The organism is Dactylosporangium sp. NPDC051485, assembly GCF_040682015.1.
Lineage (GTDB): Bacteria > Actinomycetota > Actinomycetes > Mycobacteriales > Micromonosporaceae > Dactylosporangium.
Genome location: NZ_JBFAZW010000011.1, coordinates 1 through 25,354 on the forward strand (window position 1 = coordinate 1; position 25,354 = coordinate 25,354).

General features: G+C 72.5%; 26 protein-coding genes. 15 read left to right on the forward strand and 11 right to left on the reverse strand.

What is annotated here, in order from left to right; translation table 11 throughout:
* On the reverse strand, window positions 1-220 hold a 220-nt coding region (locus AB0M46_RS08285), incomplete at its 3' end, for a hypothetical protein (RefSeq protein ID WP_363333770.1).
* Between the two features lie 220 nt (window positions 221-440).
* Here AB0M46_RS08285 and AB0M46_RS08290 point away from each other — a divergent pair.
* The 6 genes from AB0M46_RS08290 (at window position 441) to AB0M46_RS08315 (ending at window position 4,234) form a co-directional block, all read left to right on the forward strand.
* Window positions 441-1,370, forward strand: a complete 930-nt coding sequence (locus tag AB0M46_RS08290) for a lysylphosphatidylglycerol synthase transmembrane domain-containing protein (protein ID WP_363333772.1) — start codon at window positions 441-443, stop codon at window positions 1,368-1,370.
* Window positions 1,371-1,379: 9 nt separating this feature from the next.
* Complete coding sequence (gene ribA / locus AB0M46_RS08295; RefSeq protein WP_363333774.1) at window positions 1,380-2,012, forward strand: GTP cyclohydrolase II; 633 nt, start codon at window positions 1,380-1,382, stop codon at window positions 2,010-2,012.
* 34 nt (window positions 2,013-2,046) lie between these two features.
* Complete coding sequence (locus tag AB0M46_RS08300) at window positions 2,047-2,736, forward strand: dihydrofolate reductase family protein (RefSeq protein WP_363334008.1); 690 nt, start codon at window positions 2,047-2,049, stop codon at window positions 2,734-2,736.
* Window positions 2,737-2,871: 135 nt separating this feature from the next.
* Window positions 2,872-3,096, forward strand: coding sequence for a hypothetical protein (locus AB0M46_RS08305; RefSeq protein ID WP_363333776.1), 225 nt, complete (start codon window positions 2,872-2,874; stop codon window positions 3,094-3,096).
* Window positions 3,093-3,611, forward strand: a complete 519-nt coding sequence (locus AB0M46_RS08310) for a sigma-70 family RNA polymerase sigma factor (RefSeq protein ID WP_363333777.1) — start codon at window positions 3,093-3,095, stop codon at window positions 3,609-3,611. The genes AB0M46_RS08305 and AB0M46_RS08310 overlap by 4 nt, the downstream gene beginning before the upstream one ends.
* Window positions 3,608-4,234: a peptidase inhibitor family I36 protein gene (locus AB0M46_RS08315; RefSeq protein WP_363333779.1), complete on the forward strand. Its 627-nt coding sequence runs from the start codon at window positions 3,608-3,610 to the stop codon at window positions 4,232-4,234. The genes AB0M46_RS08310 and AB0M46_RS08315 overlap by 4 nt, the downstream gene beginning before the upstream one ends.
* On the opposite strand, the gene clpB is transcribed toward AB0M46_RS08315, so the two are convergent.
* From clpB to AB0M46_RS08345, 6 genes are all read right to left on the reverse strand, one after another.
* Window positions 4,219-6,852, reverse strand: a complete 2,634-nt coding sequence (gene clpB / locus AB0M46_RS08320) for an ATP-dependent chaperone ClpB (RefSeq protein ID WP_363333781.1) — start codon at window positions 6,850-6,852, stop codon at window positions 4,219-4,221. The two genes, AB0M46_RS08315 and clpB, sit on opposite strands and share 16 nt — an antisense overlap.
* Window positions 6,843-7,118, reverse strand: a complete 276-nt coding sequence (locus tag AB0M46_RS08325) for a chaperone modulator CbpM (protein WP_363333783.1) — start codon at window positions 7,116-7,118, stop codon at window positions 6,843-6,845. Before AB0M46_RS08325 ends, clpB begins: the two co-directional genes overlap by 10 nt.
* Window positions 7,115-8,008, reverse strand: coding sequence for a J domain-containing protein (locus tag AB0M46_RS08330; RefSeq protein ID WP_363333785.1), 894 nt, complete (start codon window positions 8,006-8,008; stop codon window positions 7,115-7,117). Before AB0M46_RS08330 ends, AB0M46_RS08325 begins: the two co-directional genes overlap by 4 nt.
* Window positions 7,998-8,465 (reverse strand): nucleotide exchange factor GrpE, encoded by a 468-nt coding sequence (gene grpE / locus AB0M46_RS08335; RefSeq protein WP_363333787.1) that lies wholly within the window; start codon window positions 8,463-8,465, stop codon window positions 7,998-8,000. Before grpE ends, AB0M46_RS08330 begins: the two co-directional genes overlap by 11 nt.
* 5 nt (window positions 8,466-8,470) lie before the next feature.
* Entirely contained in the window at window positions 8,471-10,357 is a 1,887-nt protein-coding gene (dnaK, locus tag AB0M46_RS08340; protein WP_363333789.1) for a molecular chaperone DnaK, read from the reverse strand.
* Window positions 10,358-10,466: 109 nt separating this feature from the next.
* Window positions 10,467-10,850 carry a YccF domain-containing protein gene (locus AB0M46_RS08345; RefSeq protein WP_363333791.1) on the reverse strand — a complete coding sequence of 128 codons (384 nt, stop codon included), beginning with the start codon at window positions 10,848-10,850 and terminating at the stop codon, window positions 10,467-10,469.
* A gap of 103 nt (window positions 10,851-10,953) precedes the next feature.
* Between AB0M46_RS08345 and AB0M46_RS08350 the strand changes: the two genes are divergently transcribed.
* On the forward strand, window positions 10,954-11,787 hold the full coding sequence (locus AB0M46_RS08350; protein WP_363333793.1) for a M15 family metallopeptidase: 834 nt from the start codon (window positions 10,954-10,956) through the stop codon (window positions 11,785-11,787).
* 11 nt (window positions 11,788-11,798) lie between these two features.
* On the opposite strand, the gene AB0M46_RS08355 is transcribed toward AB0M46_RS08350, so the two are convergent.
* From AB0M46_RS08355 to AB0M46_RS08365, 3 genes are all read right to left on the reverse strand, one after another.
* On the reverse strand, window positions 11,799-12,344 hold the full coding sequence (locus AB0M46_RS08355; RefSeq protein WP_363333795.1) for an NUDIX domain-containing protein: 546 nt from the start codon (window positions 12,342-12,344) through the stop codon (window positions 11,799-11,801).
* A gap of 159 nt (window positions 12,345-12,503) precedes the next feature.
* Window positions 12,504-15,533, reverse strand: a complete 3,030-nt coding sequence (locus AB0M46_RS08360) for a discoidin domain-containing protein (RefSeq protein ID WP_363333797.1) — start codon at window positions 15,531-15,533, stop codon at window positions 12,504-12,506.
* A 145-nt stretch (window positions 15,534-15,678) separates the two neighbouring features.
* The gene (locus AB0M46_RS08365; RefSeq protein WP_363333799.1) at window positions 15,679-17,460 is read right to left on the reverse strand and encodes an endonuclease/exonuclease/phosphatase family protein; all 1,782 of its coding nucleotides are present in this window, start codon (window positions 17,458-17,460) and stop codon (window positions 15,679-15,681) included.
* A 206-nt stretch (window positions 17,461-17,666) separates the two neighbouring features.
* Between AB0M46_RS08365 and AB0M46_RS08370 the strand changes: the two genes are divergently transcribed.
* Window positions 17,667-19,082, forward strand: coding sequence for a serine/threonine-protein kinase (locus tag AB0M46_RS08370; protein ID WP_363333801.1), 1,416 nt, complete (start codon window positions 17,667-17,669; stop codon window positions 19,080-19,082).
* 72 nt (window positions 19,083-19,154) lie between these two features.
* Here AB0M46_RS08370 and AB0M46_RS08375 read toward each other — a convergent pair whose 3' ends face one another.
* On the reverse strand, window positions 19,155-19,568 hold the full coding sequence (locus AB0M46_RS08375; protein WP_363333802.1) for a DUF2809 domain-containing protein: 414 nt from the start codon (window positions 19,566-19,568) through the stop codon (window positions 19,155-19,157).
* A gap of 114 nt (window positions 19,569-19,682) precedes the next feature.
* Between AB0M46_RS08375 and AB0M46_RS08380 the strand changes: the two genes are divergently transcribed.
* From AB0M46_RS08380 to AB0M46_RS08410, 7 genes are all read left to right on the forward strand, one after another.
* Complete coding sequence (locus AB0M46_RS08380) at window positions 19,683-20,147, forward strand: hypothetical protein (protein WP_363333804.1); 465 nt, start codon at window positions 19,683-19,685, stop codon at window positions 20,145-20,147.
* A 119-nt stretch (window positions 20,148-20,266) separates the two neighbouring features.
* The gene (locus AB0M46_RS08385; protein ID WP_363333806.1) at window positions 20,267-20,434 is read left to right on the forward strand and encodes a hypothetical protein; all 168 of its coding nucleotides are present in this window, start codon (window positions 20,267-20,269) and stop codon (window positions 20,432-20,434) included.
* A 270-nt stretch (window positions 20,435-20,704) separates the two neighbouring features.
* Entirely contained in the window at window positions 20,705-21,556 is an 852-nt protein-coding gene (locus AB0M46_RS08390; RefSeq protein ID WP_363333808.1) for an ABC transporter permease subunit, read from the forward strand.
* A 49-nt stretch (window positions 21,557-21,605) separates the two neighbouring features.
* A complete protein-coding gene (locus AB0M46_RS08395; protein WP_363333810.1) occupies window positions 21,606-22,394 on the forward strand; it encodes an ABC transporter ATP-binding protein in 789 nt (262 codons plus the stop codon).
* Window positions 22,394-23,221: an ABC transporter permease subunit gene (locus AB0M46_RS08400; RefSeq protein ID WP_363333812.1), complete on the forward strand. Its 828-nt coding sequence runs from the start codon at window positions 22,394-22,396 to the stop codon at window positions 23,219-23,221. Before AB0M46_RS08395 ends, AB0M46_RS08400 begins: the two co-directional genes overlap by 1 nt.
* Window positions 23,222-23,363: 142 nt before the next feature.
* Complete coding sequence (locus tag AB0M46_RS08405) at window positions 23,364-24,428, forward strand: ABC transporter substrate-binding protein (protein WP_363333814.1); 1,065 nt, start codon at window positions 23,364-23,366, stop codon at window positions 24,426-24,428.
* A gap of 121 nt (window positions 24,429-24,549) precedes the next feature.
* On the forward strand, window positions 24,550-25,341 hold the full coding sequence (locus AB0M46_RS08410) for an IclR family transcriptional regulator (protein ID WP_363333816.1): 792 nt from the start codon (window positions 24,550-24,552) through the stop codon (window positions 25,339-25,341).
* The last annotated feature ends 13 nt before the right edge of the window (window positions 25,342-25,354 follow it).

Genomic DNA, 25,354 nt, shown 5'->3' on the forward strand with positions numbered 1-25,354 from the left:
CGCCCTTGGTGTACTGCTGGTTGAGCTTCAACGCGATGACGGCCTCACGCACCTTGCGCCCGTACGTCACACCCTCCAGCTCGCCGACCCGGCGCTGCGCGGCCGGCTGCGGGCCGCCGCCCTCGCCCGCCGGCCAACCCTGGCCGGTTGGGAGGCCACCGCCGGACGGGTGGCCGCGACACTTTCCCGTCAGCGTGCCCCGGCGTGTGACTGAACCCACAATGGCCGGCGACAGGTGGCCGCGGTGCTCTGACCCACAGTGGCCGCGACGGGGTCTGCGGCGCTTTCGGCGGCAGCGTGCCCCGCGTGGGACCGAACCCACAATCGCCTCGACGGGTGGCCGTGGCGCTTTCGGCGGCAGCGTGCCCGGCGTGGGACTGAACCCACAGTGGCCGCGGGGCGTATGACACAGAGATCCCCTCAGACGGAAGGAACCCACCATGCCGCGCATCCGCATCCCCGCGGTCCCCTGGGGACTGGTGCGGACGGTGGGCGGCGTGGCGGTACTGCTGCTGCTCCTGTGGCGGCTCGGCAGCGGGCCGTTCCTGGCCGGGCTGCGCACGATCGACGCGTGGGCGCTGGCCGCGGCGGTCGGGGTCGGGGCGGCCACCATCGTGGCGTGCGCCTGGCGGTGGCGGCTGGTCGCCCGCGGCCTCGGCCTGGAGCTGCCACTGTGGGCGGCGGTGGCCGACATGTACCGCTCCTGCCTGATCAACTCCACGGTCCCCAGCGGCGTGCTCGGCGACGTCGAGCGGGCCGTCGGGCACGGCCGGGAGCACGGCGACGTCGGCCGCGGCGTGCGCGCGGTGGTGTGGGAGCGCGGCGCCGGGCAGGTCGTGCAGTGCGCGCTGGCCCTCGGGCTGCTGTGGGCGCTGCCGTCGCCGGTGCGCCCGTACGTGCCCCGCATCGCCCTCGGCGTCGCCGCCGTGGCCGCGGCTGTGGTGGTGCTCGCGCTGGTCGCCGGGCGGCGCGGGCCGCGGGCCTGGCGCCGGCTGGTGCACACCGCCCGCACCGACGTGCGCCGGGTGCTGCTCGACCGGCGGGTCTGGCCCGGCGTGGTGTTCTTTTCCGCCGTCGCCGTCGGTGGGCACCTCGTGACGTTCCTGGTCGCCGCCCGGACCGCCGGCCTGACGGCCCCGGCCGCCCAGCTGCTGCCGCTCACCCTGCTGGCCCTGCTCGCCATGGGGGTGCCCGCCAACATCGGCGGGTTCGGCCCCCGCGAGGGGGTGGCCGCCTGGGCATTCGGCGCGGCCGGGCTGAGCGCCGCACAAGGAGTCGCAACGGCGACCGTCTACGGGGTACTGGTCTTGGTGTCGAGCCTTCCCGGCGTCGCGGTGCTGCTGCTGCGCCGCCGCGCCGTGGCCACCTGAAGGAGGAGCATGTTCGAAACACTGCCCGGGGCAACGATGCGCACGCAGGTGACGGTGCCGCTGCGGCTCCTCGACGGATACTCCACCACCGCCCGCCTGTTCTCGTTCCACGGGCTCGTCGACGGGCGCGAGCATGTCGCCTTCGGCCTGGGTGACTGGTCCGGTGCGCTGCGGCGCTGCGCCGAGGGCGGCCCGGCGCCGCTGGTCCGCCTGCACAGCGAGTGCCTGACCGGTGACATCTTCGGCAGTCAGCGCTGCGACTGCGGGCCCCAGCTGCGCGAGGCCATCGAGCGCATCTCGGACAAGGGGGGCTTCCTGCTGTACCTGCGCCAGGAAGGCCGCGGCATCGGGCTCTACTCGAAGCTCGACGCGTACGCCCTGCAGGACACCGGCCTGGACACCTACGAGGCGAACGTCGCGCTCGGCCACGCCGAGGACGAGCGGGACTACTCGGCGGCGGCCCAGATGCTCGACGCGCTCGGCGCGTCCCGCATCGCGCTGCTGACCAACAACCCGGACAAGGCCGACCAGCTGCACCGGCTCGGCGTCACCGTGGCCGGCGTGGTGCCGACCGGCGTGTTCCTCAGCCCGGCCAACGCGGGTTACCTCGCGGCAAAGGCGAGCCGTGCCGCCGCGCGGTGAGGCCCTCGCGCTGCGCGAACACTCGGGGACCGCGCTGGGCGAGCGCCCGTACGTGCTGCTGAGCTGCGCGATGTCGCTCGACGGCTACCTCGATGACGCCACCGACCAGCGGCTGATGCTCTCCAACAGCGAGGATCTCGACCGTGTCGACGCGATGCGGGCCGGCTGCGACGCCATCCTGGTCGGCGCCAACACCATCCGCCGGGACAACCCGCGGCTGATGGTGCGCGCCCCCGAGCGGCGGGAGCGGCGGGCCGAGCGCGGGCTGCCGCCGCTCCCGGCCAAGGTGGCGATCGTCGGACACGGCGACATCGACCCGGACGCCCGATTCTTCACCGACGGCGACACCGACAAGATCGTGTACTGCGCGACCGGCACCGCCTGCCGCAACCGCGAGCGCCTCGGCGGGCGGGCCGAGGTGGTCGACGGCGGCGAGCCGGTCGACCTCGCGCTGGCCCTGCACGACCTCGCGGCCCGGGGCGTGCGTCGGCTGCTGGTCGAGGGCGGCAGCACGATCCATACGACGTTCCTCGCCGCCGGGCTGGTCGACGAGCTCCAGCTGGTCATCGCCCCGTTCTTCGTCGGCGACGGGCGGGCGCCGCGCTTCGTCGGCGACGGGCACTTCCCGTGGGACTCCGGCCACCGGGCCACCGTGGTCGAGGTCCGCCAGATGGACGACGTGGTCCTGCTGCGGTACGCCTTGTCCGACCGCTTCGAAGGTTGAGTGACCGGTCCGCCACGGCAACCCTGCCGGCTGCGGTGGCCGAGTTGTTATGCAACGGCCTGGACGCAATCCCTGCGCTCGTGCGAGGAGTGGCAGACGCGCTCGGCGGAGCGCCGGCAGGGAGGACGGGATCGGATGGTTGAGGTGTGGGCCCTCGTCGCGGGGCTGCTCGTGATCGGGACGCGCGAGCTCTTCGCGACGCTCCGGCACGTGGCGTCGGTCCGGGCCGCCGAGCGGGTGGCGCTGTCCCTGCGGCCGGCCGAGGCGTGGTGGTGCTGCGCACCCAGGGGCACCGCGGTCCTCGTCATGGCCCATGACGATCGCGGTCGCCACGGTGACACCCGCCGGCCGGGGCGGTGAGCGTCGACGAGGGCTACGAACGGTTCTACCGATCGGCGATGCCGCGGGTCTTCGTCCATGCCCGGTTCATCACCGGCAACGAGGAGGAGGCCTGGGATCTGGTCCAGGAGGCGATGACGGTGCTGCTGGAGCGATGGCCCGAGCGCCGCGCCGCCGGCCTCGACGCGAACGTCGGCTATGCCTGCGGGATCGCCAGGAACCTCGCGCTCAGTGCGCGGCGGCGCTTCGCGGCGCAGTTGAGGGCGCTCGTGCGGCTGCGCGCCCGGCCCTGCATCCCGTGGGCCGACTCGTTCGACCACGTGGAGCTGATGCGGGACCTCGCCGAGCCATTGCGGCATCTGAGCCGGCAGCAGCGTGCGGTGCTCCTGCTGAGCGCGGACGGCATGGAGACCGCCGAGGTCGCGCGCGTCCTCGGCATCGATGCCTCGACGGTCCGCAGCCACAAGCAGGCCCTCCGGCGCCGGATACCCCGTGCGGCCATCGGGCCGGTCACCAGGGAAGGAGGCGGGGCGTGAGCTACGAGCAGGAGATCAGGCGGGCGGAGGAGCGATTCGCGGCCGCGGTCGACGCGGACGCCGGGCTCGCCGACGTCGTGCGGCGGCGCGCGTTGCGCCGGGCCCGGCGGGCCCGGCGGCCGGGCGTCGTGGCGGTCGCGTGCTTCGCGGCGGTGACCGCGATCCTGTTCGGGCTGAGCCCTCGCCCCGGCGCGGGCGACGACGGCGTCCCTCAGGTCTCGGCGGTGCAGCGCAAGGTCGACCAGTACCTCGCGGCGCACCCGGGCGGCCGGCAGACCGGCCTGGCGGAGATCAGCTACAACGACGGCGCGGTGGTCGTGACGGTCGCCGGGGCCGGTCCGAGCCTGCTGGCCAGCGACTGCCCGACGGGCTGGGTGTGCTTCTACGAACGGCCCGGCTTCGGATATCCACGGGGCAAGGTGAGCGACTGCGGATACCAGGACCTCGAGGCCTGGGGATGGGCGGACCGGATCGAGTCCGTGCAGTTCACCCGCGGGTCGGGGGCCGCCAGCTTCCTGGAGGAGGGAGCCGTGCCGCTGTTCACCGTGGACGCCGGGAATCCGGCGGTCTCCGACGTGGGGGCGGCCCGCAACCGGGCCCGGGCGGTCTACATCGCGTGCTGAGGGGCCGGGGCGGGGACGAAGGTCACGTCCAGGCCGGTGGGGGACAGGTCGACGGTGATCTCGGCGTCCTCGGTGGTGCCGGTGGCGAGCAGCGCCTTGGCGATGCGGGTCTCCAGTTCGCGCTGCAGGTAGCGGTGTAGCGGGCGGGCGCCGTACACCGGGTCGAAGCCGGCCTCGGCGATGTGGTGGCGGGCCGGCTCGGTCACGCGCATCGTGATGCGCTGCTCGGCCAGGCGGGCGCGCAGGTCGTCCAGCATGAGGTCGACGATCTGCTCGATCTCGGGCATGGTCAGCGGGCGGAAGAGGATCGTCTCGTCGATCCGGTTCAGGAACTCCGGGCGGAACCGGCCGCGCAGGGCCGCGGTGACGGCCGCTCGGGCCTCCTCGGTGAGCTCGCCGTCGCGGGTGACGCCCTCCAGGAGGTACTGCGAGCCCAGGTTGCTCGTCATGATGACGACCGTGTTGCGGAAGTCCACGGTGCGGCCCTGGGCGTCGGTCAGGCGGCCGTCGTCGAGCAGCTGCAGCAGGGTGTTGAAGACGTCCGGGTGCGCCTTCTCGATCTCGTCGAGGAGGATCACCGAGTAGGGCTTGCGGCGCACCGCCTCGGTCAGCTGGCCGCCCTCCTCGTACCCGACGTAGCCGGGCGGGGCGCCGACCAGGCGGGAGACGGTGTGGCGCTCCTGGTACTCGCTCATGTCGAGGCGGACCAGGTTGTCCTCGGTGTCGAACAGCGCGGCGGCCAGGGCCTTGGCCAGCTCGGTCTTGCCCACCCCGGTCGGGCCCAGGAACAGGAACGAGCCGATCGGGCGGTCCGGGTCGCGGATGCCCGAGCGGGCCCGGATGACCGCGTCGGCGACCAGCTGGACGGCCTCGTCCTGGCCGATCACGCGCTCGTGCAGCAGCTCCGGCAGGCGCAGGAGCTTGTCGCGCTCGGCCTCCATGAGGCGGGTGGTGGGGATGCCGGTCCAGCGGGCGACGATGCCGGCGATCTCGTCCGGGGTGACCACCTCGCGCAGGAGGCGGTGGCCGGACTGCTTGTCGGCCAGGCGCTCCTCCTCGCCGTGCAGGCGGCGCTCCAGCTCCGGCAGGCGCCCCAGGCGCAGCTGGGCGGCGCGGTCCAGGTCGTAGCGGCGCTCGGCCAGGTCGGCCTCGCGGCGCAGGCGCTCGATCTCCTCGCGCAGCTCCTGGACCTTGCGGATGGCCTGGCGCTCGGCGTTCCACTGGGCCCGCATGGCGTCGACCTCGCCGCGCAGGTCGGCGATCGCGCGGCGGATCTGGTCCAGGCGGGCGACGCTGGCCGGGTCGGTCTCCTTGGCCAGGGCCGCGTCCTCCATCTCCAGGCGCATCAGGCGCCGGGCCGCCTCGTCGAGCTCGGCCGGCTGGGAGTCGATCTCGGTGCGCAGCATCGCGCACGCCTCGTCGACCAGGTCGATGGCCTTGTCGGGCAGGAAGCGGTCGACGATGTACCGGTGGGAGAGGCGCACCGCGGCGACCAGGGCGGCGTCGAGGATCCGCACGCCGTGGAAGACCTCCAGCCGCTCACGCAGGCCGCGCAGGATGGTGACGGCGTCCTCGGGGCTCGGCTCGGAAACCAGGATCGGCTGGACCCGGCGCTCGAAGGCCGCGTCCTTCTCGATGTGCTGACGGTACTCCGTGAGCGTCGTCGCCCCGATCATGCGCAGCTCGCCGCGGGCCAGCATCGGCTTGAGCAGGTTGCCGGCGTCCATGGCGCCCTCGGCGGCGCCGGCCCCGATGACGGTGTGCAGCTCGTCGACGAAGAGCAGGATCCGGCCCTCGGCGCCGCTCACCTCGGCCAGCACGGCCTTGAGCCGCTCCTCGAACTCGCCGCGGTACTTGGCCCCGGCGACCAGCGCGCCCATGTCGAGGGCGAAGATGGTCTTGTCGCGCAGGCCCTCCGGTACGTCCTCGTCGACGATGCGCTGGGCCAGCCCCTCGACGATGGCGGTCTTGCCGACGCCCGGGTCGCCGATCAGCACCGGGTTGTTCTTCGTCTTGCGCGACACGATCTGCACGACCCGGCGGATCTCCTCGTCGCGCCCGATGACCGGCTCGAGGCGGCCCGCGCGGGCGTCGGCGACGAGGTCGCGGCCGTACTTGGCCAGAGCCTCGTAGGCCGCCTCCGGGTTGTCGGAGGTGACCCGCTGGGAGCCGCGCACCTTGGTCAGCTCGCCCAGCAGGCGCTCCCGGCCGAGGCCGGCGGACTGCAGGCGGCGACCGGCCGCGGTGGCGGAGCCCTCGTCGACCAGCGCGAGGAGGAGGTGCTCGACGGAGACGTACTCGTCCCGCAGCCGCGCCGCCTCCCGCTCGGCCGCGTCGAGGACCAGGGCCAGCCGATGCGTCACGGCCACCTGGCCGGCCGGCACGCCCGGGCCGGAGACGCTGGGCCGGCGGTCGAGGTCGGCCTGCACCTGGTCGCGCAGCGCGCCGACGTCGATGTCGCAGCCGGCCAGCAGCCGGGAGGCGATGCCCTCGGGCTGGTCGATGAGGGCCAGCAGCAGGTGCTCGCCGTCCACCTCCGGGTGCCCGGCGCGGGTGGCGATGCGCTGGGCCTCGATGAGCGCCTGGCGGGACTTCTCGGTGAGCCGGTTCAGGTCCACGGCCGCCTCCTGAGCTGTTCCTCGAGGTCGTCGATGCGGGCGAGCAGATCCAGGACCACGCCCACGGCGGCGTAGTTCAGGGGGAGCGTTGCGTGCAGGCGCCGGATCCGGGCCAGCCGGGCCAGCTGCGAGTGCGGGAAGACGCCGGCGACCGGCTCGAGCAGGCCGAGCTGGACCAGCCGGGTGACGAACAGGGGGTGGACGCCGCCGGCGGTGGCGAACGCCTCCAACGTCATGGACGGGCGGTGCACGAGGGCAACACTCATCTGCTACTCCGGGGGTCGCTGCTGCGGGGGTCGAACGACGAGACCCGCGCCAGCTCCTCGAGCAGCCGCCGCTCGTCGGCGCTCGGGTGCGGCGGGACGAGGATCCGGACCTCGGCGTAGAGGTCGCCGGGAGCGCCGCGCGGGTCCGGCAGCCCCTGGCCGCGCAGCCGCAGGCGCCGCCCCGACGACGAGCCCGCGGGCACGTCGACCCGCACCTGGCCGCCGGGCGTGGCCAGCGGCACCTTGGCGCCCAGGGCCGCCTCCCACGGCGCGACCGGCAGCCGGGCGGTGACGTCCCGGCCGGAGACCGTGAACCGCCGGTCGGGCCGGAAGTGCACCACCAGGTAGAGGTCGCCCCGCGCGCCGCCGCCCAGCCCGGTGGAGCCCTGCCCGGCGACGCGGATCCGCTGGCCCTCGGTGACGCCGCGGGGGATCGTCACCTCGTAGCGGTCCCCGCCGGGCAGCGTGATCGTGCGTTGCCCGCCCGTGTAGGACTCCTCGACGCCGATGGTGATCTCGGCCTCCGCGTCGGCGCCGGGCACCGGGCCGCCGCGCCCGCCGCCGAAGACGCTGCCGAGCAGGTCCTCGAGGTCGATGTCGACGAAGCTGGAGCTGCGGCGCGGGCCGGCGGACGCCCCGGCGTGCCGGCGCGTCTCGAAGTCCTCGGGGACCTGGCGCCACTGGGCGCCGAACCGGTCGTACTTCGCGCGGCTCCCCGGGTCGGAGAGCACGTGGTAGGCCTCCGTGATCTGCTTGAACCGCTCCTCGGCGCCCGGCTCCTTGTTGACGTCGGGGTGGCTGCGGCGGGCCAGCGTGCGGTACGCCCGCTGGATCTCATCCGCCGTCGCGGTCCGCGGCACCCCGAGGATCCGGTAGTAGTCATCCGCCATTGTCGGCGTCCTTCTCCGCCGGGGGCCGCGCGACGGCGACGACCGCCGGGCGCAGCAGGCCGGCCGGGCCGCCGTAGCCGGGCCGCACCACCCGGACCACCGAGCCGGGCGGGACTTCCGCGGCCTCGACGGCCTCGGCGGCCTCGTGCCGGGCCGGGTCGAAGGGCTCGCCCTCGGCGCCGACGGGCTGGAAGCCCAGCCGGGTCAGCACCGCCCGGGCCTCGTCGCGCACCTGCGCCACGCCCTGCACGATCGCCGCGGGGTCCGCGCTGGCGTGGTGTAGCGCCAGGTCCAAGTGGTCGAGGACCGGCAGCCAGGCCCCCGCGACCAGCGCCCGCTCCGCCGCGGTGCGCTCGGCCACCAGCCGCTCGCACCGCTTGCGGGCGTTGTCGGCCTCCGCGGCGGCCCGCTTCCAGCGCTCTTCCCAGTCGACCTCCGCGGTCTCCCCGGCCGCCATCGCGCTCACCCGCCCGTGAAGTCGGCGTCGACGACGTCCTCGTCCACATTCGAGGACGGCCGCTGCGTTTGCTGTGCCTGTCCCTGCGGCTGTTGCGCCTGGCTCTGCGCGAGCCCGTAGGCGACCTGGCGCAGGTCCGCGGTCAGGGACTGCAGCCGCGCCTGGTCGGCGTCGGGGTCCTTGGCCGCCTCCCGGCCCTGCTGGATGAGCATCTCGGCCCGGGCCCGCTCGTGCTCGGGCACCTGGGTGCCGCCCTCCTCCAGCAGCCGCTGCGCCTGGTAGGCCGCGCTGTCGAGCTCGTTGCGGGCCTCGACCGCCCGGCGGGTGTGCTCGTCCTCGGCCCGGTGCTGCTCGGCCTCGCGGACCATCCGCTCGACCTCGTCCTTGTCCAGCGTGCCGCTCTCGGTGATGGTGATCTGCTGCTCGCGGCCGGTGTCCTTGTCCCGGGCCGAGACGTTGAGGATGCCGTTGGCGTCGATGTCGTAGGTGACCTCGATCTGCGGGCCGCCGCGCGGGGCCGGCCGGATGTTCTCCAGCCGCAGCCGGCCGAGGGTCCGGTTGTCGGCGGCGCGTTCGCGCTCGCCCTGCAGGACCACCACCTCCACCGCCGGCTGGTTGTCCTCGGCGGTCGTGAACGTCTCGGTGCGCCGGGTCGGGATGGTGGTGTTGCGGTCGATGATGCGGGTCATGAGCCCGCCGAGGGTCTCCACGCCCAGCGAGAGCGGGGTGACGTCGAGCAGCACGACGTCGCGCACGTCGCCCTTGAGCACGCCGGCCTGGATCGCGGCGCCGAGCGCGACGACCTCGTCCGGGTTGACGCTCATGTTCGGGTCCTTGCCGCCGGTGAGCCGGCGCACCAGCGCCTGCACGGCCGGCATGCGGGTCGCCCCGCCGACCAGGATGACCTCGTCCAGGTCGCCCTCGGCCACCTTGGCGTCGGTCATCGCCTGGCGCACCGGGCCCATCGTGCGCTCCAGGAGGTCGTGCGTGAGCTCCTCGAACGTGGCCCGCGAGACGGTCGTGGTGAGGTGCTTGGGGCCGTTGGCGTCGGCGGTGATGAACGGCAGGTTGACCTGCGTCTGCGGCACCGTCGACAGCTCGATCTTGGCCCGCTCGGCCGCCTCGGTGAGCCGCTGCAGCGCCTGCGGGTCCTTGCGCAGGTCGATGCCGTTCTCCCGCCTGAACTCCTCGGCGAGGTGGTCGACCAGGCGGTGGTCGAAGTTGTCGCCGCCGAGGTGGGTGTCGCCGGCGGTCGCGCGGACCTCGACCACGCCGTCGCCGACGTCGAGGATGCTCACGTCGAAGGTGCCGCCGCCGAGGTCGAAGACCAGCACCGTCTCGTGGCCGGCCTTGTCCAGGCCGTAGGCGAGCGCCGCCGCGGTCGGCTCGTTGATGATGCGCAGCACCTCGAGCCCGGCGATGCGCCCGGCGTCCTTGGTGGCCTGGCGCTGGGCGTCGTTGAAGTACGCCGGGACCGTGATCACCGCCTCGGTGACCTTCTCGCCGAGGTACTTCGCGGCGTCGTCGGCGAGCTTGCGCAGTACGAGCGCGGAAACCTCCTCCGGCGAGATCTGCTTGCCGCGCACGTCGAAGCGGACCGCACCCTCGGGCCCGGGGACCACCGTGTAGGTGACGGTCTCGGACTCCTCGGCCACCTCGTCGTAGCGGCGCCCGACGAAGCGCTTGGCGGAGGTGATGGTGCCCTCAGGGTTGAGCGCCGCCTGGCGCCGGGCGAGGTGCCCGACGAGCCGCTCGCCGCCCGGCGTGTACGCGACGACGGACGGCGTGGTGCGACTGCCCTCGGCGTTGGGGATCACCGTGCTGTGGCCGCCCTCGAAGGCGGCGATCACCGAGTTGGTCGTCCCGAGGTCGATGCCTACTGCCCTGGCCATGGGTCTGCGTCCTTCCGACGGAGACGGTCCTCGGTTTCGACCATCCCGCGGGGGTACCGCAGCGGCGTCCTGCGCCCCGGATGAGCCGGGGCGCAGGACGCCGTCCGGGTCAGTCCAGGTCGACGATCTCGCGGCCCAGGGGCCAGAACGCGGCGGGGACGAGCTTGAAGTGCGCGATGCCGAAGGGGATGCCGATCACGCTCAGGCACAGGCCGATGCCGGCGGTGATGTGGGTCAGGGCGAGCCACCAGCCGGCGAGCACCACCCACAGGATGTTGGCCAGGCCGGTGACCACGCCGGCGCCGCCCGGCTTGGCGCGCACGGTCCGGCCGAAGGGCCACAGGGAGTACACGGCGAGCCGCCAGGAGGCGATCGCGAACGGGATGGTCACGATCAGCACGAAGCAGATGACCGCGGCCAGGGCGTAGCCCAGGAACAGCACCAAGCCGCCGCCGAAGATCAGCCAGAGCACGTTGAGCACGAAGCGCAGCACGCTTCGATCATGACGTACCGCCGCAAACCGCTGCCAACGGCCAGGTGGCCGTCGCCGGGGCCGGGCACCCATCGACCACCGCACAATTCGAATAATTCGCCTCGTGCGCCTGCTGATCGCCACGCTGGCCTGTGCGCTGCTCGCCGCGTGCGGAGCCCCCCGGGTCCCCGTGAGCCCGTCGCCCTCGGTTTCGCCGTCGGCTTCGTCCCCGGTCTCGCCCTCGCCCTCCCCGCCGGCCTCGCCCGCTCCCTCGGTGAAGCTGCCCGACGGGTTCGTGGCGCTGTCCGATGTGGATCCCAGCATCCTGGAGGACGTCCGCTACGCCACGCCGCACAACTTCGTCGGCCGCGTCGTGAACGGCTACGAGCGGCCGCGCTGCCTGCTCACCCGGACGGCGGCCGAGGCGCTGCACCGCGTGCAACAGAGCGCCCGGGCCCGGGGGTACAGCCTGAAGGTGTACGACTGCTACCGCCCCCAGCGGGCGGTCGACGACTTCGTGCGCTGGGCGGACAACCCCGACCAGACCATGAAGGCCGAGTTCTACCCGCAGGTCGACAAGTCGCAGCTGTTCGCCGACGGCTACATCGGCGGCCCCACCGCGCACAGCCGCGGCAGCACGCTCGATCTCACCGTGGTGGCGCTCCCGGCGGCCGCCCAGCGGGCCTACCGGCCGGGCGAGCCGCTGGTGTCGTGCACCGAGCCGGCCGGGCAGCGCTTCCCGGACGACACGCTCGACATGGGCACCGGCTTCGACTGCTTCGACCCGCTCGCCCACACGGCCACGGGCGGGCTCGACGAACGGCAGCGGGCCAACCGCGACCTGCTCACCGGGCTGATGGCCGGGGGCGGGTTCACCAACTATCCGAAGGAGTGGTGGCACTACACCCTGGCCCACGAGCCCTTCCCGGACACCTATTTCGACTTCCCCGTGGCCTGAGCGGCACCGGCCTACGCCTCGAGCAGGCGCGCGGCGCGGGTGATGGTCTCGCGCAGGTTGGGCTCGCTCGTGGCCGCCAGGGCGTCGGGCACGGTGAGCCAGCGCAGCGGCGCGTCGGGCTTCTCCGGCCGGGCCTCGCCGGGCCGGTCCGTGGCGAGCAGGAAACGTACGTCGGCGTGCTCGTGCGCCGGCTCGTCGCCCTTGGCGTTCACCGGCACGACGACCACGTGCACGATGGCGGCGTCGGGCCACGCCCCGAGGTCGCGCAGCCCGGTCTCCTCGACGCCCTCGCGCAGGGCGACCGCCACGGGATCGGTCTCGCCCGGGTCGCCGTGCCCGCCCACCTGCAGCCACGCCTCCTGCCGCGCGTGCCAGCGCATCAGGACCCGCCGCGTCGGCGGGTGCACGATGAGCGCCGACGCGGTCACGTGCAACGGAATCGCCCGCGTCCACGGGTCGGGGGCGTCGGCGAGCAGCCTGCGCACCCGGTCGACGTCGGCCTCCTCGGCGGCGTCGGCGGGGCGGTAGCGGTCCAGGAGGTCGGCGAGCACGGCCACACCCTAGCCGTCCAACGGGCTGGACGCTGCGCAATTCCCGCGCTGGTGGCGCCTCGACTGGGCGTTCACCAGCGCGGACGTGCGGGTCCACGAGTACCGCTTCGGCGGTAGCGGTGGCCAGTCCGACCACCGCTACCAGCTGTTGCGCGTTTCGGTCGGTTAGCGCAGCGGGACGGTCACCGTCGTGGGAACCGTCTGCGTGCCCGTGAGCGGAAGGTTGCGCGAGGAGTCGCCGACGAGGATCTGGTACGTCCCGGCCGACGCGATCCAGCTGTTGGACGCGGTGTCCCAGTGTGCGAACGCGCGCATCGGCAGCGTGAACGTGACCGTCGCCGAGGCGCCGGGGTTGAGCGTCACCCGCTGGAAGCCCTGCAGCTGGTGTGGCGGCTCGCCGTTGGCCGCGGGGTGCCCGACGTAGAGCTGGGCCACCTCGGTGCCCGCCCTGCTGCCGGTGTTCGTCACGGTCGCGGTGACCGTGGCCGAGTTGCCGGAGATGGCGCCCACCTGCAGGTTGCTGAACCCGAACGTGGTGTACGACAGGCCGAAGCCGAACGGGAACAGCGGCGCGACGTTCTTGGCGTCGTACCAGCGGTAGCCGATGTTCATGCCCTCCGAGTACTGCACCTGCCCGTTGACCCCGGGCCACTGCGCGGCCGTGCTGGTCGGCGAGTTCGACAGCGACGCCGGGAAGCTGATCGGCAGGTGCCCGGACGGGTTGGCGTCGCCGAAGAGCAGCGCGGCGATCGCCTTGCCCCAGCCCTGGCCGTCGTAGAAGCCCTCGAACACGCCGGCCACGCTGTTCAGCCACGGCATGAGGATGGCCGCGTTGTTGTTGAGCACCACGACCGTGCGCGGGTTGGCCGCGGCCACCGCCGAGATCAGCGCGTCCTGGTTGTTCGGCAGGTTGAGGCTGGTGTTGTCGGCCTCCTCGTGGCCGTAGTTGTCGCTGGCGAAGACGACCGCGACGGTGGAGTTGCGGGCCAGGGTGGCCGCCGCGGCCTGGTCGGTGCCCTCGTTGTAGGTGACGGTGGCGCCGGTGCCTGCCACCCGGTTCTGGATGCCGGTGATCGGCCAGGTCGTCCCCGAGCTGGTGACCGTGCCGCTGCCGCCGCCGATGGTCTGGGTGCCGGCGCCGGCGTCGACCCCGATCACCGCGATCGACGTGCCGCTGGTGGCGCTCAGCGGCAGCACGCCGTTGTTCTTGAGCAGGACCGTGCCCTCCGTGGCGCCCTGGACCGCCACCTGCTGGTGCGCGTAGGTGGTGACGTTCGCCGTGGCCGAGCCGCTGGGGGCCTTGTTGAACATGCCGAAGTCGAACATCTTGGTCAGCACCCGGGTCACCATCGTGTCCAGGGTGGCCTGGCTGACCTGGCCGTTCTGCACCGCCTGGGTGAGGAAGTCGGCGTAGAAGTACCCGCCGGGCATCTCCATCGTCATGCCGGCGTTGGCCGACTCGACCGTCGAGTGGGCGCCGCCCCAGTCCGAGCCGACGAACCCGGTGAACCCGGCCTGCTGGTAGAGCGGGATGTTGAGCAGCTGCGGGTTCTGGCACGCCGGGACGTTGTTGACGTTGCTGTACCCGCACATCACCGACGCCGCGTTGCCCTGCGTGATCGCCGTCTGGAAGGCCGGCAGGTAGATCTCCTGCAGGGTGCGCTGGTCCACGATGATCGTGCCGGCGGGCTGCTCGATGTTGTACGCCGCGGCGTGCTTGACCTGGGCCATCACGCCCTGGCTCTGGATGCCCTGCACGTCGGCGGCGGCCATCTGCCCGGACAGGTAGGGGTCCTCGCCGTAGGTCTCGAACGAGCGGCCCCAGCGCGGGTCGCGGACCATGTTGATCGTCGGGCCGAGGGCCACGTGCACGCCCTTGCCGGCGAACTCGGCGCCGATGGTCTGCCCGTAGAGCTTCGCGTAGGCGGTGTCGAACGTGGCCGCCGTGGTCACGCCGTCGGGCATCTGGGTGACCCCGCCGAGCCCGTCGCCGACGCCGCTGGGCCCGTCCTGGAAGTTGATCGTCGGGATGCACAGCGACGGGATGCCGACGACCTCCCCGATGTACGTCTTCGTGGGGTTGGTCCCGTGCAGCAGCATGGTCTTCTGCTGCAGGGTCATCTGCCCCAGCAGCTGGGTGACCTTGGACGCGGTCGACGCCGAGGAGTTCACCCACGGGCAGTTGCCGGGCGCCGGAGAAGTCGGGGTGGGCGTCGGCGTGGCGACCACGCCGCCGACGGTGTAGACCCCGAACTCCCACAGCGAGTAGCCGTAGCCGGTGGCCCGGGCCGTGCCGTACATCCGCACGTACCGCGCCGAGCCGCTGACCGGGATGGTCTGCGTGCCGCCGGTGCCGGTCGTCGTGGAGTACACGGTGGTCCAGCTGCTGGCGTTGGTGGAGAGCTGGATCTGGAACGCGGTCGCGTAGGCCGCCTCCCACTGCAGCTTCACCTGGCACACCGGCAGGCTGGCGCCGAGGTCGACCTGCAGCCACTGGGGGTCGCCGAACAGGCTGGACCAGCGGGTGCCGGTGTTGTCGTCGATCGCGGCGCCGGGGCCGCTGCCGTCGTTCTCCGACGACGAGGCGGTCGCCGTGCCGTAGAGGGCCGCGTTCGTGGTGCCGCAGCCGCCGGTCGGGGTGGGCGAGGTGCTCGGCGCCGTCGGGCTGGTCGTGGGGCCGGCCGTCGTGCCGTACACCTGGAACTCCCACAGCGAGTAGCCGTAGGCCGTGGTGCGGGCCGTGCCGTACATCCGCACGTAGCGCCCGGTGCCGGTCACGTTGAGCGTCTGCGTGCCGCCCGCCCCGGTGGTGGTGGAGTAGATGCTGGTCCAGGACGCGCCGTCGGCCGACGTCTGGATCTGGAATGCCTTGCCGGCCGCGGTCTCCCACTGCAGGACGACCTGGCTGATCGAGGCGCTGGCCCCGAGGTCTACCTGCAGCCACTGCGGGTCGCCGAAGGCGCTGGACCATCGGGTGCCGGCGTCGCCGTCGACGGCGGCGGAGGCGGGGAAGGTGGCGTTCTCGGTCGAGGAGGCGGTGGCGGGCCGCCCCTGCGACAGCAGCGTGGTCGCGGCGCTGGCGGGCAGCACGACCAGCGCGGTCCACGCCACGAGCAGGACCGCGGCGGCCGCGAGGAGGAGGGGTCTGCGGAGTTTCCGGGCGCGTTTCGGCGCCGGTAGAGGTTCTACCGTCATGGTGGTCGTACCTCGGCTCTGAGAGTGTGATCGATCGGCGGCGGGTGGTGATCACTTCGAGAGAGCGCTCTCTCGGAAGCATTCGCCACGACTGCCGTCGATGTCAAGCCGCTCTCGGCGCGCCCCCTCCCGCTCGGTTCGGACCTCAGTTGACCTGGAAGACGGTCAGCACGGCGGCGTGGTCGGACGGCCAGGTGCCGGGGTCGGTCGACAGGGCGTCGGAGGACAGGACGGCCAGCGGGCCCTTGTAGTGGACGAAGTCGATGCGGTCCTGGGGCTCGGGCTCGCCGGTGTGCGAGTCGTAGCCGTAGCCGCCGGCGAAGGTCTTGTCGACCGGGGACCACGTGTTGCCCGGGCTCGTGACCGGGTCGGGGTGGGCCTGGCGGTAGGAGTCGGTCAGGCCGGCGCCGGCCGGGGCCGTCGAGCTGGGCCACGGGACGGCGCCGTAGCCGCAGCGGGTGTTCGCGGCCGTCCGGTCCAGGTGGGACGGGGCGTTGAAGTCGCCGGTGAGCAGGACCGGGGTGGTGCCCGCGGCGGACAGGTCCGACGACATCGCCGAGACGATGTCGTTGATCTGGCCGGTGCGGCCCGCCGAGGCCTCCCGGTTGAGCAGCTGCTGGACCGTCATGCGGCCGAAGCAGGCGTCGTACGGGCCGTAGGGCGTGTAGCCCAGGTGCGCGCTCCACAGCCGCAGCGAGCGGGCGCCCAGGTCGATCCTCGCGGCCACGGCCGAGCCGGCCACGGTCGGGGTGGTCGCGGTGATCGGGTAGCGGCTCAGGATCGCGGTGTCGGCGTTCTGGTAGTACGACCAGCCCAGCGCCGCGGCCAGGGTCTGCGCCGCGGTGCCGTTGTTCTCCTGGATGCCCACGACGTCGACGTCGCGCTCCAGCAGGAACTTCAGCTCCTTCTCGGTACCGTTGGCGACCGAGGTGCCGCCGTGCCACAGGTTCCAGCTCAGCGCGCGCAGCTGGGGCACGAGCACGCCGGACTGCACCCGGATGGTGACCGTCGCGTCGGCCGTGCCCGCGGCCGTGGTGGCGCGGATGCCGAGCGTGGCCGTGCCCGCCGCGGTCGGGGTGCCGGTCACCGCGCCGGTCGGGGAGACGCTCGCCCAGGCCGGGCCGGAGGTCTTGGCGAAGGTCAGCCCGGTGGTGTCCCCCTGGACCAGGCCGCCGACCGTGGCCGAGTAGGCCGCGCCGGCCTTCGCGTTGCGCAGGGTGAACGCCGAGGTCGGGAAGTGCGCCGCGCCGGTGCCCGTGAGCCGCAGCGCGACCGGCTGGGCGAGCCAGGTGTACCCGTCGTTGTAGAGGTAGTAGACGACGTAGTCGCCGGCGGCGAGCCCGGAGGTGGGCAGCGAGGCGGTGCCGCTGGAGTTCGGGGTGTACGTCCAGTTGAGCGACGGCCCGACGGAGACCTGGTTGACGGGGCCGTCGCCGGGGTTGCGGTACAGCCCGACCCAGTTCTTGGCGTTCGGCTTGTCCGTCGAGTAGCTCAGCTGGATGGGGTTGCCCGCCGCGACGGTCGTCGAGGCGAGCGTCAAGCCGCCGGTGGGTGCGGCGGTGAGCTGCACGCGGACGGGCTGGGCGAGCCAGGTGTAGCCGTCGTTGTACAGGAAGTACACGATGTAGGCGCCCGGGGCGAGCCCGCCGGTGGGCAGGGTGCCCGAGCCGCTGGCCGCCGTCGCGTACACCCACTTGGTCGACGGGCCGACGTAGGCCTCGCCCACCGGGCCGTTGCCGGGGTCGGAGTACAGCCCGACCCAGTTCTTGGCGGTGGGCCGGGGCGTGGTGTAGCTGAACCGGATGTCGGCGCCGACCGTGACGGACCCGGCCGCCACCGTCAGCGTCCCGTCCGCCGCGGCCTGGGCGGCCCGGGCGGGCAGGACCACCACCAGCGCGGCCAGCACGAGGAGGAGAATGTTGCGCATCTGCGCTCCAGGGAATCGAAAATTGACGATGGTGTAGATCGTCGACACCCGGCGTGACGCCCCGGCAAACGCCAGGCGGCTGTCGGTGCAACGCCCGGCTCGGGAACGGATAGTCATTGAACGGTCGCGGGCCGTGCTGCCGTGATCGCGACCGTGACCGAATCTTGATGTGTAGAACGCTGAGCGAATGGAGAACCTGGGTATCTGTGCATGAGTGGGTGCTGGGTGGGCGATACCACCTCGAGGACGTGCTGGGCGTCGGTGGCATGTCGACGGTGTGGCGCGGCCGCGACGAGGTGCTGGGCCGCAAGGTCGCGGTCAAGCTGTTGTCCGGCCCGCACAGCGCCGACGCCGGGGCCCGGCAGCGCATCCGCGTCGAGGCCCGGGCCGCGGCCGCGCTGGCCCATCCGAACGTCGCCCAGGTCTACGACTTCGGCGAGACGGTCCAGGACGGCAACCGCACGCCGTACGTCGTCATGGAGCTGGTGCCCGGCCCGACGCTCGAGCAGCGGGTCCGGTCCCCGCTGTCCCCGGTCGCGGCGCTGCGGATCTGCGCCGAGGTCGCCGCCGGGCTCGCCGCCGCCCACGCCGACGGCATGGTCCACCGCGACGTCAAGCCGGCCAACATCATCCTCGCCCCGACCGGCGCGAAGGTCGTCGACTTCGGCATCGCGGCCGCCGCCGGCCCGGCCCGCGGCGTGCTCGACAACGAGATCCTCGGCACCCCCGACTACCTGGCGCCGGAGCGGCTCACCGACGACGCGGTCACGCCGGCCTCCGACGTGTACTCCCTGGGCGTGCTGCTGTACCGCCTGCTCGCCGGGCGCCTGCCGTGGGTCGCGTCCGGCCCGACCGAGCTGCTCGACGCGCACCTGCACCGGCCGCCGGCGCCGCTGCCGACCCTGTCCGACGTCCCGCCCGAGGTCGCCGAGCTGTACCAGCGCTGCCTGTCCAAGGCCCCGACCGCCCGTCCCACCGCGGCCGAGGTCGCCACGGCCCTTGCGGAGGCGGCCGGCATCCGCGCTGTCACCGACGACCTCGCCCACGCGGTGGCCCCGCCGGCCAGGGACGGCGGCCCCTCCACTGTCCTCGTCCGCCCCGCCGCGCCGACGGCCGCCGCCCGGCGCCGCGGAGCCCGCCCCGCCGCGCCGGCGGCTGCCGCCCGGCGCCGCCGATTCCGCCCCGCCGTCGGGGTGCTCGCCGGGGTCGCCATCGTGGTGGCCGCCGCCTGGATCGCGATCCCGCAGCCCGCCCGCCACACGTCGGCGGAGGCGGGGCGGCAGGCGTCCGCCGCGAGCGAGAGCCCCGCGCCGGCCGTCACCGACGCCGGCCCGTCCGGGGCGGGCGGTACGACCGCATCGGCACTTCCCGAGCCGGCATCGCCCGGCCCGGCGCAGACCTTCATCTCGACGGGCGGCGCCATCGAGGCCAGGTGCGCCCCGGCCGGACTCGCCGAGATCCTGTCGTCGAGGCCGAAGTCCCCGTGGAAGGCCGACTGGGTCAACGCCGGCCCGGCCGACGCCGCGACGGCCGCCTTCGCCCACGGCAACACCACGATCGACATGACGGTGACGTGCCGCGGGCCGGACCCGTCGGTCGTCACGACCACCCACGGCAAATAGGCCGGGCCCGCCGGGTCGTCACGACCGCCCACTTCGAGTAGGCCGCCGCCGCGGGCCGGGCCCATCCGTTTGTCACAACCACCTGTTCCAAACAGGCCGCCCCAGCTGGTGCAGGGCCACAAGGGGGATGATGCCCACCGGGTACCAGAGCAGGTCGGTCAGGTCGAACTGCACGCCCAGCACGAGCCGGGACAGCAGGCTGTGGGTGGACAGTTCGGCGGGCAGCCCGGTCAGCTGGAAGCACTCCATCGCCCAGCACCACGCCAATGCCGTGCCGCCGGCGACCAGCGGATGCTGGCGGGGCCGCAGGATCAGCGTCCCGGCCCAGGTCATCGACGCGTAGAGGGCGGTCCCGGAGTACTGCTCCAGGCGGCCGGTGCTGTTCAGCGTGCCGGCGCTCAACGCGCGGATCGCCAGCGCGACGGCCAGGAACACGGCCGCCGCGGCCAGCATGATCAGCCGGAACCTGAGGTGTTTGATCGGCATCGCTGGGATGGTAAGCGCAGGCCCCGCCGCCCCGGCTGCGGGTGCGTTGTCCGGCGGGCGCGGTGTATGCGTGTGCAATCCTCGGCTGCGGTCGAACCGTAGCCGAGGAGGAGCGTGGACTTCCGGATCCTGGGGCCCTTGGAGGTCGTCGTCGCCGGTGAGGCGGTGCCGCTCGGCGGGGCCAAGCCGCGGGCCGTGCTCATCGCGCTGTTGTTGCACCCCGGCCGGTACGTCGCCGCCGACCGGCTCATCGCGGAACACCTGGCCGGCACCGGCGCGGGCGAGATCGCGTGGGCGCGGCGCTACCTGTGGCTGTACATGCCTGGGATCGCGCTGGCGCTCGGGTACCTCGCCGCCTTCGCCGTGCCCGGCATCCTGTACCTCATCAGGCTCTGCGTGGCCCCGATCCGCGCCGGCGGGCTGGGCACTGCGGCGGCCTGGGCGGGCCTGGCGGCGCTGGTCATCGCGGTCGTGCCCGCCACGCTGGCGCTGCTGGGCGCGGCCCGCAGCGGCCTGCGCGTGCTGCGCACGGCAATGACGCGGCGGCGAGTGCGCCGCTCTCCCGGCACGCAGCTCTGACCGCTACCGCCTCGGGCGGATCGCCGAGGTGTCCGGCATCGACCTGTCCGGCCCCGGCGACCGGGCCGAGGCGATGCCGCGCTTGCGACCGGGTTTGCACGAGCGCTGAACGCGATCAGGTGGTCGCCGCGCTCGTGGTGCTCGCCGACCGCCGTCATGCCGGTTCCGGGGCGGCGGCGGCCGAGCGGTCGCCCGGTCGGGCACCCTCGGCCGAGGCCGGGCTGACCGAACGGCTGACCCGATACACGCCGGAAACAGCCGGAAATCCGCTGGTCATCCGCGTTTGAGTGGGGCGCTGGAGCGCGCGGAATCCGGCTTCTCAGATGCATTGACGTGGCCTGCGTCACGGCTCTATCGTGAACCACCAGTTCACTGAGTGATCCGATCCAACGGTTCACTGAGTGAAACCCACCGCCGTACGACGGCTCCCGAGAGGTTTCGGAGAGTGCCTGCACATGACCGCGACAAAGATCGTTCCGCCTCCGGCACCGGCCGAGACGGGTCGCGCCAAGCGCACGGAACGGGTGACGCAGGGCCGATCCCTACGCGGACCTGACGTGAAGAAACATGCCATCAACACCGTCGGCGCGATCGGTGTCGTCGCGGTGCTGGCCGGGCTCTGGGAGGGGTACAAGGCGCTGGGCCAGGCGATCGGCGATGTCGTGCCCGGGACATCGATCCGCCTTCCGGTGGCCACCGACGATCTGTCGATGCCCCACCTCTCGACGATCCTGCACTCGCTGGTCGAGCCCGCCCGGCGGGGCGACCCGATGTCGCTGGCCGCGTACCTGATCGGCGAGACCACCGTGACGCTGCGCGAGGCCCTCTACGGGCTCGTCGCCGGATCCGTGCTCGGCCTGCTGCTGGCGATCGTGTTCCTGAACGTGGTCCCGCTCAGCAAGGGCCTGATGCCCTGGCTGGTGGCGTCGCAGACGGTACCGCTGGTGGCCATCGCGCCGATGATCGTGATCTGGGGCGGCAAGGCCGGTGCCCCACCGTGGATCGCGGTCACCGGCATCGCCGCCTACCTCGCGTTCTTCCCGGTCACGATCAACACGCTTCGCGGGTTGAAGTCACCGCAGAAGGTGCACCTGGAGCTCATGCACAGCGTCGGTGCCAAGCGCCGGCAGGTGCTGTGGTGGCTGCGGATTCCGGCGGCGCTGCCGTTCATGTTCGCCGGCCTCCGGCTGGCCGCCACGGCGAGCGTCGTGGGCGCCATCGTCGGCGAGCTGTCCGCCGGCACCGGCCGCGGCATCGGGCGGTCGATCCTCACCTTTGCTTACTACTACTCGAACGGGCCGGAAAAGCTGTACGCGGCCGTCCTGGTTTCCGCGGTCGCCGGCATCGTGTTCGTGCAGCTGCTGGGACTGGTCGAGCGATTCGCGCTCCGGCACCGCCACGCGCGGTGAGCCCGTCCCCTTCCACACCTGCCTGTTCAAGACATGCCTGGAGGCGCTGATGTCTGAGCCCGCCATCATCTCTGTGCGCGGAGTCAACAAGGAGTTCAACAGCGGCAAGCGCTCGGTGGCCGCGCTTCAGGACATCGACCTGTCGATCGCCCGCGGCGAGTTCGTATCGCTGCTGGGCCCGAGCGGCTGCGGCAAGAGCACGCTGCTGCGCGTGCTGGCCAACCTGACCGAGCCGTCCAGCGGCGAGGTGTCGCTCAACGGCAAGACGCCCCGCGCGGCGCGCAGCGACCGCGACTACGGGATGGTCTTCCAGCAGGCCGGCCTGTTCGACTGGCGCAGCGTGCAGCGCAACGTGGAGCTGCCGCTGCAGGTCGCCGGCGCCGACAAGCAGACGCGGCGGGCCAAGGCCCACGAGATGCTGGAGCTCGTCCGGCTGGCCGAGTTCGCCAAGCACTTCCCGTGGCAGCTGTCCGGCGGTATGCAGCAGCGGGTGGCGATCGCCCGCGCGCTGTCCGCCGATCCCGAGATCCTGTTCATGGACGAGCCGCTGGGCGCGCTGGACGAGATGAACCGGGAGCGGCTGCAGGGCGAGCTGCTGCGCATCTGGGCGGACACGCGGACCACGGTCGTGTTCGTCACGCACAGCATCTCCGAGGCCGTCTTCCTGTCCTCGCGGATCGTCGTCATGACGGCCCGCCCCGGCCGGATCGCCGACAGCATCGACGTGGACCTCCCGTATCCGAGGACCGCGGCGACCCGTACCACCGAGGCGTTCTTCGCCAAGGTGACCGAGGTCCGCACGGCGCTGCACGGCGTGCTCGCTGAGCAGGCCGCCTGATGAGCGTTACCCAGGCCGCGCGGCTGCGGTCGCCCGGGGCCGGGACCAAACTGCGGACCCACCTCGGCCGGTACCTCCCGGTCGCCGTCACCGCCGTCGTGATCCTCGGCGTGTGGCAGCTCGCCGTGGTCGTGTTCGACGTGCCGTCGTTCATCGTCCCGGCGCCGAGCGCGGTCCTGTCCGCATTCGCCGGGCAGTTCACCACGATCATGTCGGCCTCGCGGATCACCGTCGAGGCGGTGCTGCTCGGCCTGCTCATGGGCGTGGTGGGGGGCGTCGGGGTGGCCCTGGTGCTGAGCCGGTTCCCGAGCATGTCCGGTCCCGTGCTCACGGTCGCCGTCATCGTCAACTGCGCCCCGATCGTGGCCCTGGCGCCGATCTTCAACAACTGGTTCGGTGTCACGAGCCTGGTCTCCAAGGCCGGCGTCGCCGCCGTGATGGTGTTCTTCCCCGTCCTGGTCAACACGACCAGGGGGTTGCTCCAGGTCTCCCCCCTGCACCTGGAGCTCATGGAGTCGCTGGCGGCCAAGCCACGGCACGTGGCCCTGATGCTGCGGCTGCCCAACGCGCTGCCGTTCCTGTTCAACGCGCTGAAGCTCGGCTCCACCCTCGCCGTGATCGGTGTGATCGTGACCGAGTACTTCGGCGGGCCGAGCAACGCACTCGGCGTCTACATCGCCTATCAGGCGGCATTGCCCCGGTTCGAGTACGCCTGGGCCGGGATCCTCGTGGCGAGCGCCCTCGGGCTGGCCATGTTCGGTGTCGTGTCCCTTCTGGAGCGGCTCCTCATGCCCTGGCATGCCTCGCTGCACGACGAGAACCCGTAGGACATGGCCTTCACACCCCCGCCCTCAAACTCATGGAGTCAGCATGTTCCTTCGTAGCCGGTTATCCGCCCGGCCGGGCCGCGTCGCGGCCGCGCTGAGCGCTCTCACGGCCACTGCTCTGCTCGCGTCCGGCTGTGGCGGCATGTCCGACACGGGGACCCAGGCCGCGTCCGAGGCCGGCAAGAACTGCACGTCGAAGACCAAGGTCCGGGTCGTGCTCCAGTGGGTCGCCCAGGCCCAGTTCGCCGGCTACTACGCGGCGAAGGACAAGGGGTACTACGACGCGGAGTGCCTGGACGTCACCATCCAGGAAGGGGGCGTGAACATCGTCCCCCAGCAGGTCCTCTCGTCCGGCAACGCCGAGTTCGCCGTCAGCCACGTCACCAAGACGATGGTGACCAGGGAGCAGGGTGCCGACCTGGTCAACATCGGCCAGGTCTTCCAGCGCGGCGCGTACCTGCAGGTCGCGTGGGCCGACTCCGGTATCAAGACGCTGGCCGACCTCAAGGGCAAGAAGGTCGGCAGCTGGGGCTACGGCAACGAGCTGGTGCTGTACGCGGCGATGCGCGGCGCCGGCGTCGACCCGGCCAAGGACACGCAGATCATCCAGCAGCCGTTCGACATGTCCCTGCTGCTCAAGCGCGAGGTCGACGCCGCGCAGGCGAAGACCTACAACGAGTACGCCCAGCTGCTGGAGACCAAGAACCCGAAGACGGGGCAGCTGTACCAGCCCTCCGACTTCACCGCGATCAGCCTGCAGGCGTCCGGTTACACCAGCCTCGAGGACGGCATCTACAGCCGGGGCGACTGGCTGAAGGAGCAGGCCAACCAGGACACCGCGGTGAAGTTCCTCAAGGCGTCGTACCGTGGCTGGGCCTTCTGCCGCGACGACCTCAAGGGCTGCGTCGACACGGTGCTGGCGCACGGCAGCGCGCTGGGCACCGGGCACCAGACCTGGATGCTCAGTGAGATCAACAAGCTGATCTGGCCCTCGCCGAAGGGCGTCGGGGCGATGGACCAGGCGTCCTGGGACCAGACGATCGACATCGCCACCAAGGCCGGCGTGCTCAAGAACAAGCCGGACAGCAACGCGTTCCGCACCGACCTGTCCGACCGCGCCCGCGAGGAGCTCAAGTCCTCGGGCATGGACGTCGTCGGCAGCTCCTACACGCCCGCACCGGTGACCATCACCGAGGGCGGGAAGTAACCGATCGGGGTGCCGGGCGGCCTGTCGGCTCGTCCGGCATCCCGGTGGCGCGCAGGGCCTGCCAGGATGACATCGGAACAGTTGCCGCTGACGATGGCACGCGGATAGACGGAGGAACTCGATGGCGTCTGGTGAGGCAGGGCTGGTCCGGCGCACCATCTGGCTGCTACGGGCGGTGGCGGCCCATCCCGAGGGCGTCGGCCTGAGTGAGGTCGCGCGCGAGGCGGGCATCCCGAAGGCGACCTGCTACCGGGTGCTGACCGTGCTCGAGCGCGAGAGCTGGCTGACGCTCGACCCGGTGACGCGGCGGTACCGCGTGTCGCTCGGGCTGCTGTCCATCGTGGGCGGTCTGCTCGACGGCGGCGGCGCCTACGGCCACATGCGGGATGTCCTGCGGGGTCTGGCGGGGGAGACCCGGGAGACGGCGGGCTTCGACGTCCTGCTGGCCCCGAAGGTGATGGTCGTGGCTCAGGTGCCGGGGCCCTCGCTCATCGGCCAGACCCTGAAGCCGGTGCCGCGGACCCAGCCGGTGTGGGCGACGTCCACCGGCAAGGTGCTGCTGGCCGCGCTCGACCCGGCGCAGGTCCGCGCGGACTTCGCCGAGGAGTTCGCCACCTACGCCCCGCCGGAGGTGGGCGACCTGGACTCGTTCATGGGCTCGCTGGCCGCGGTCCGCTCCCGCGGGTTCGCCTTCGCCTACGACGAGCTCGAGGTCGGCGCGGCCTCCGTGGCCGCGCCGGTGCAGATCCGTGGCACGACGCCGTACGCCGTCTGGATCGGCGGCCCCACCTACCGGCTCACCCGCGATTCCATCGACGAGGTGGCGGAGTCGGTCATGAAGGCCGCGCGGCAACTCAGCGAACTGCTCAGCAATACCGATATCGAGCTGCCGAGTGGGCTCGGCCGGCTCTAGACGCCGGCGATGG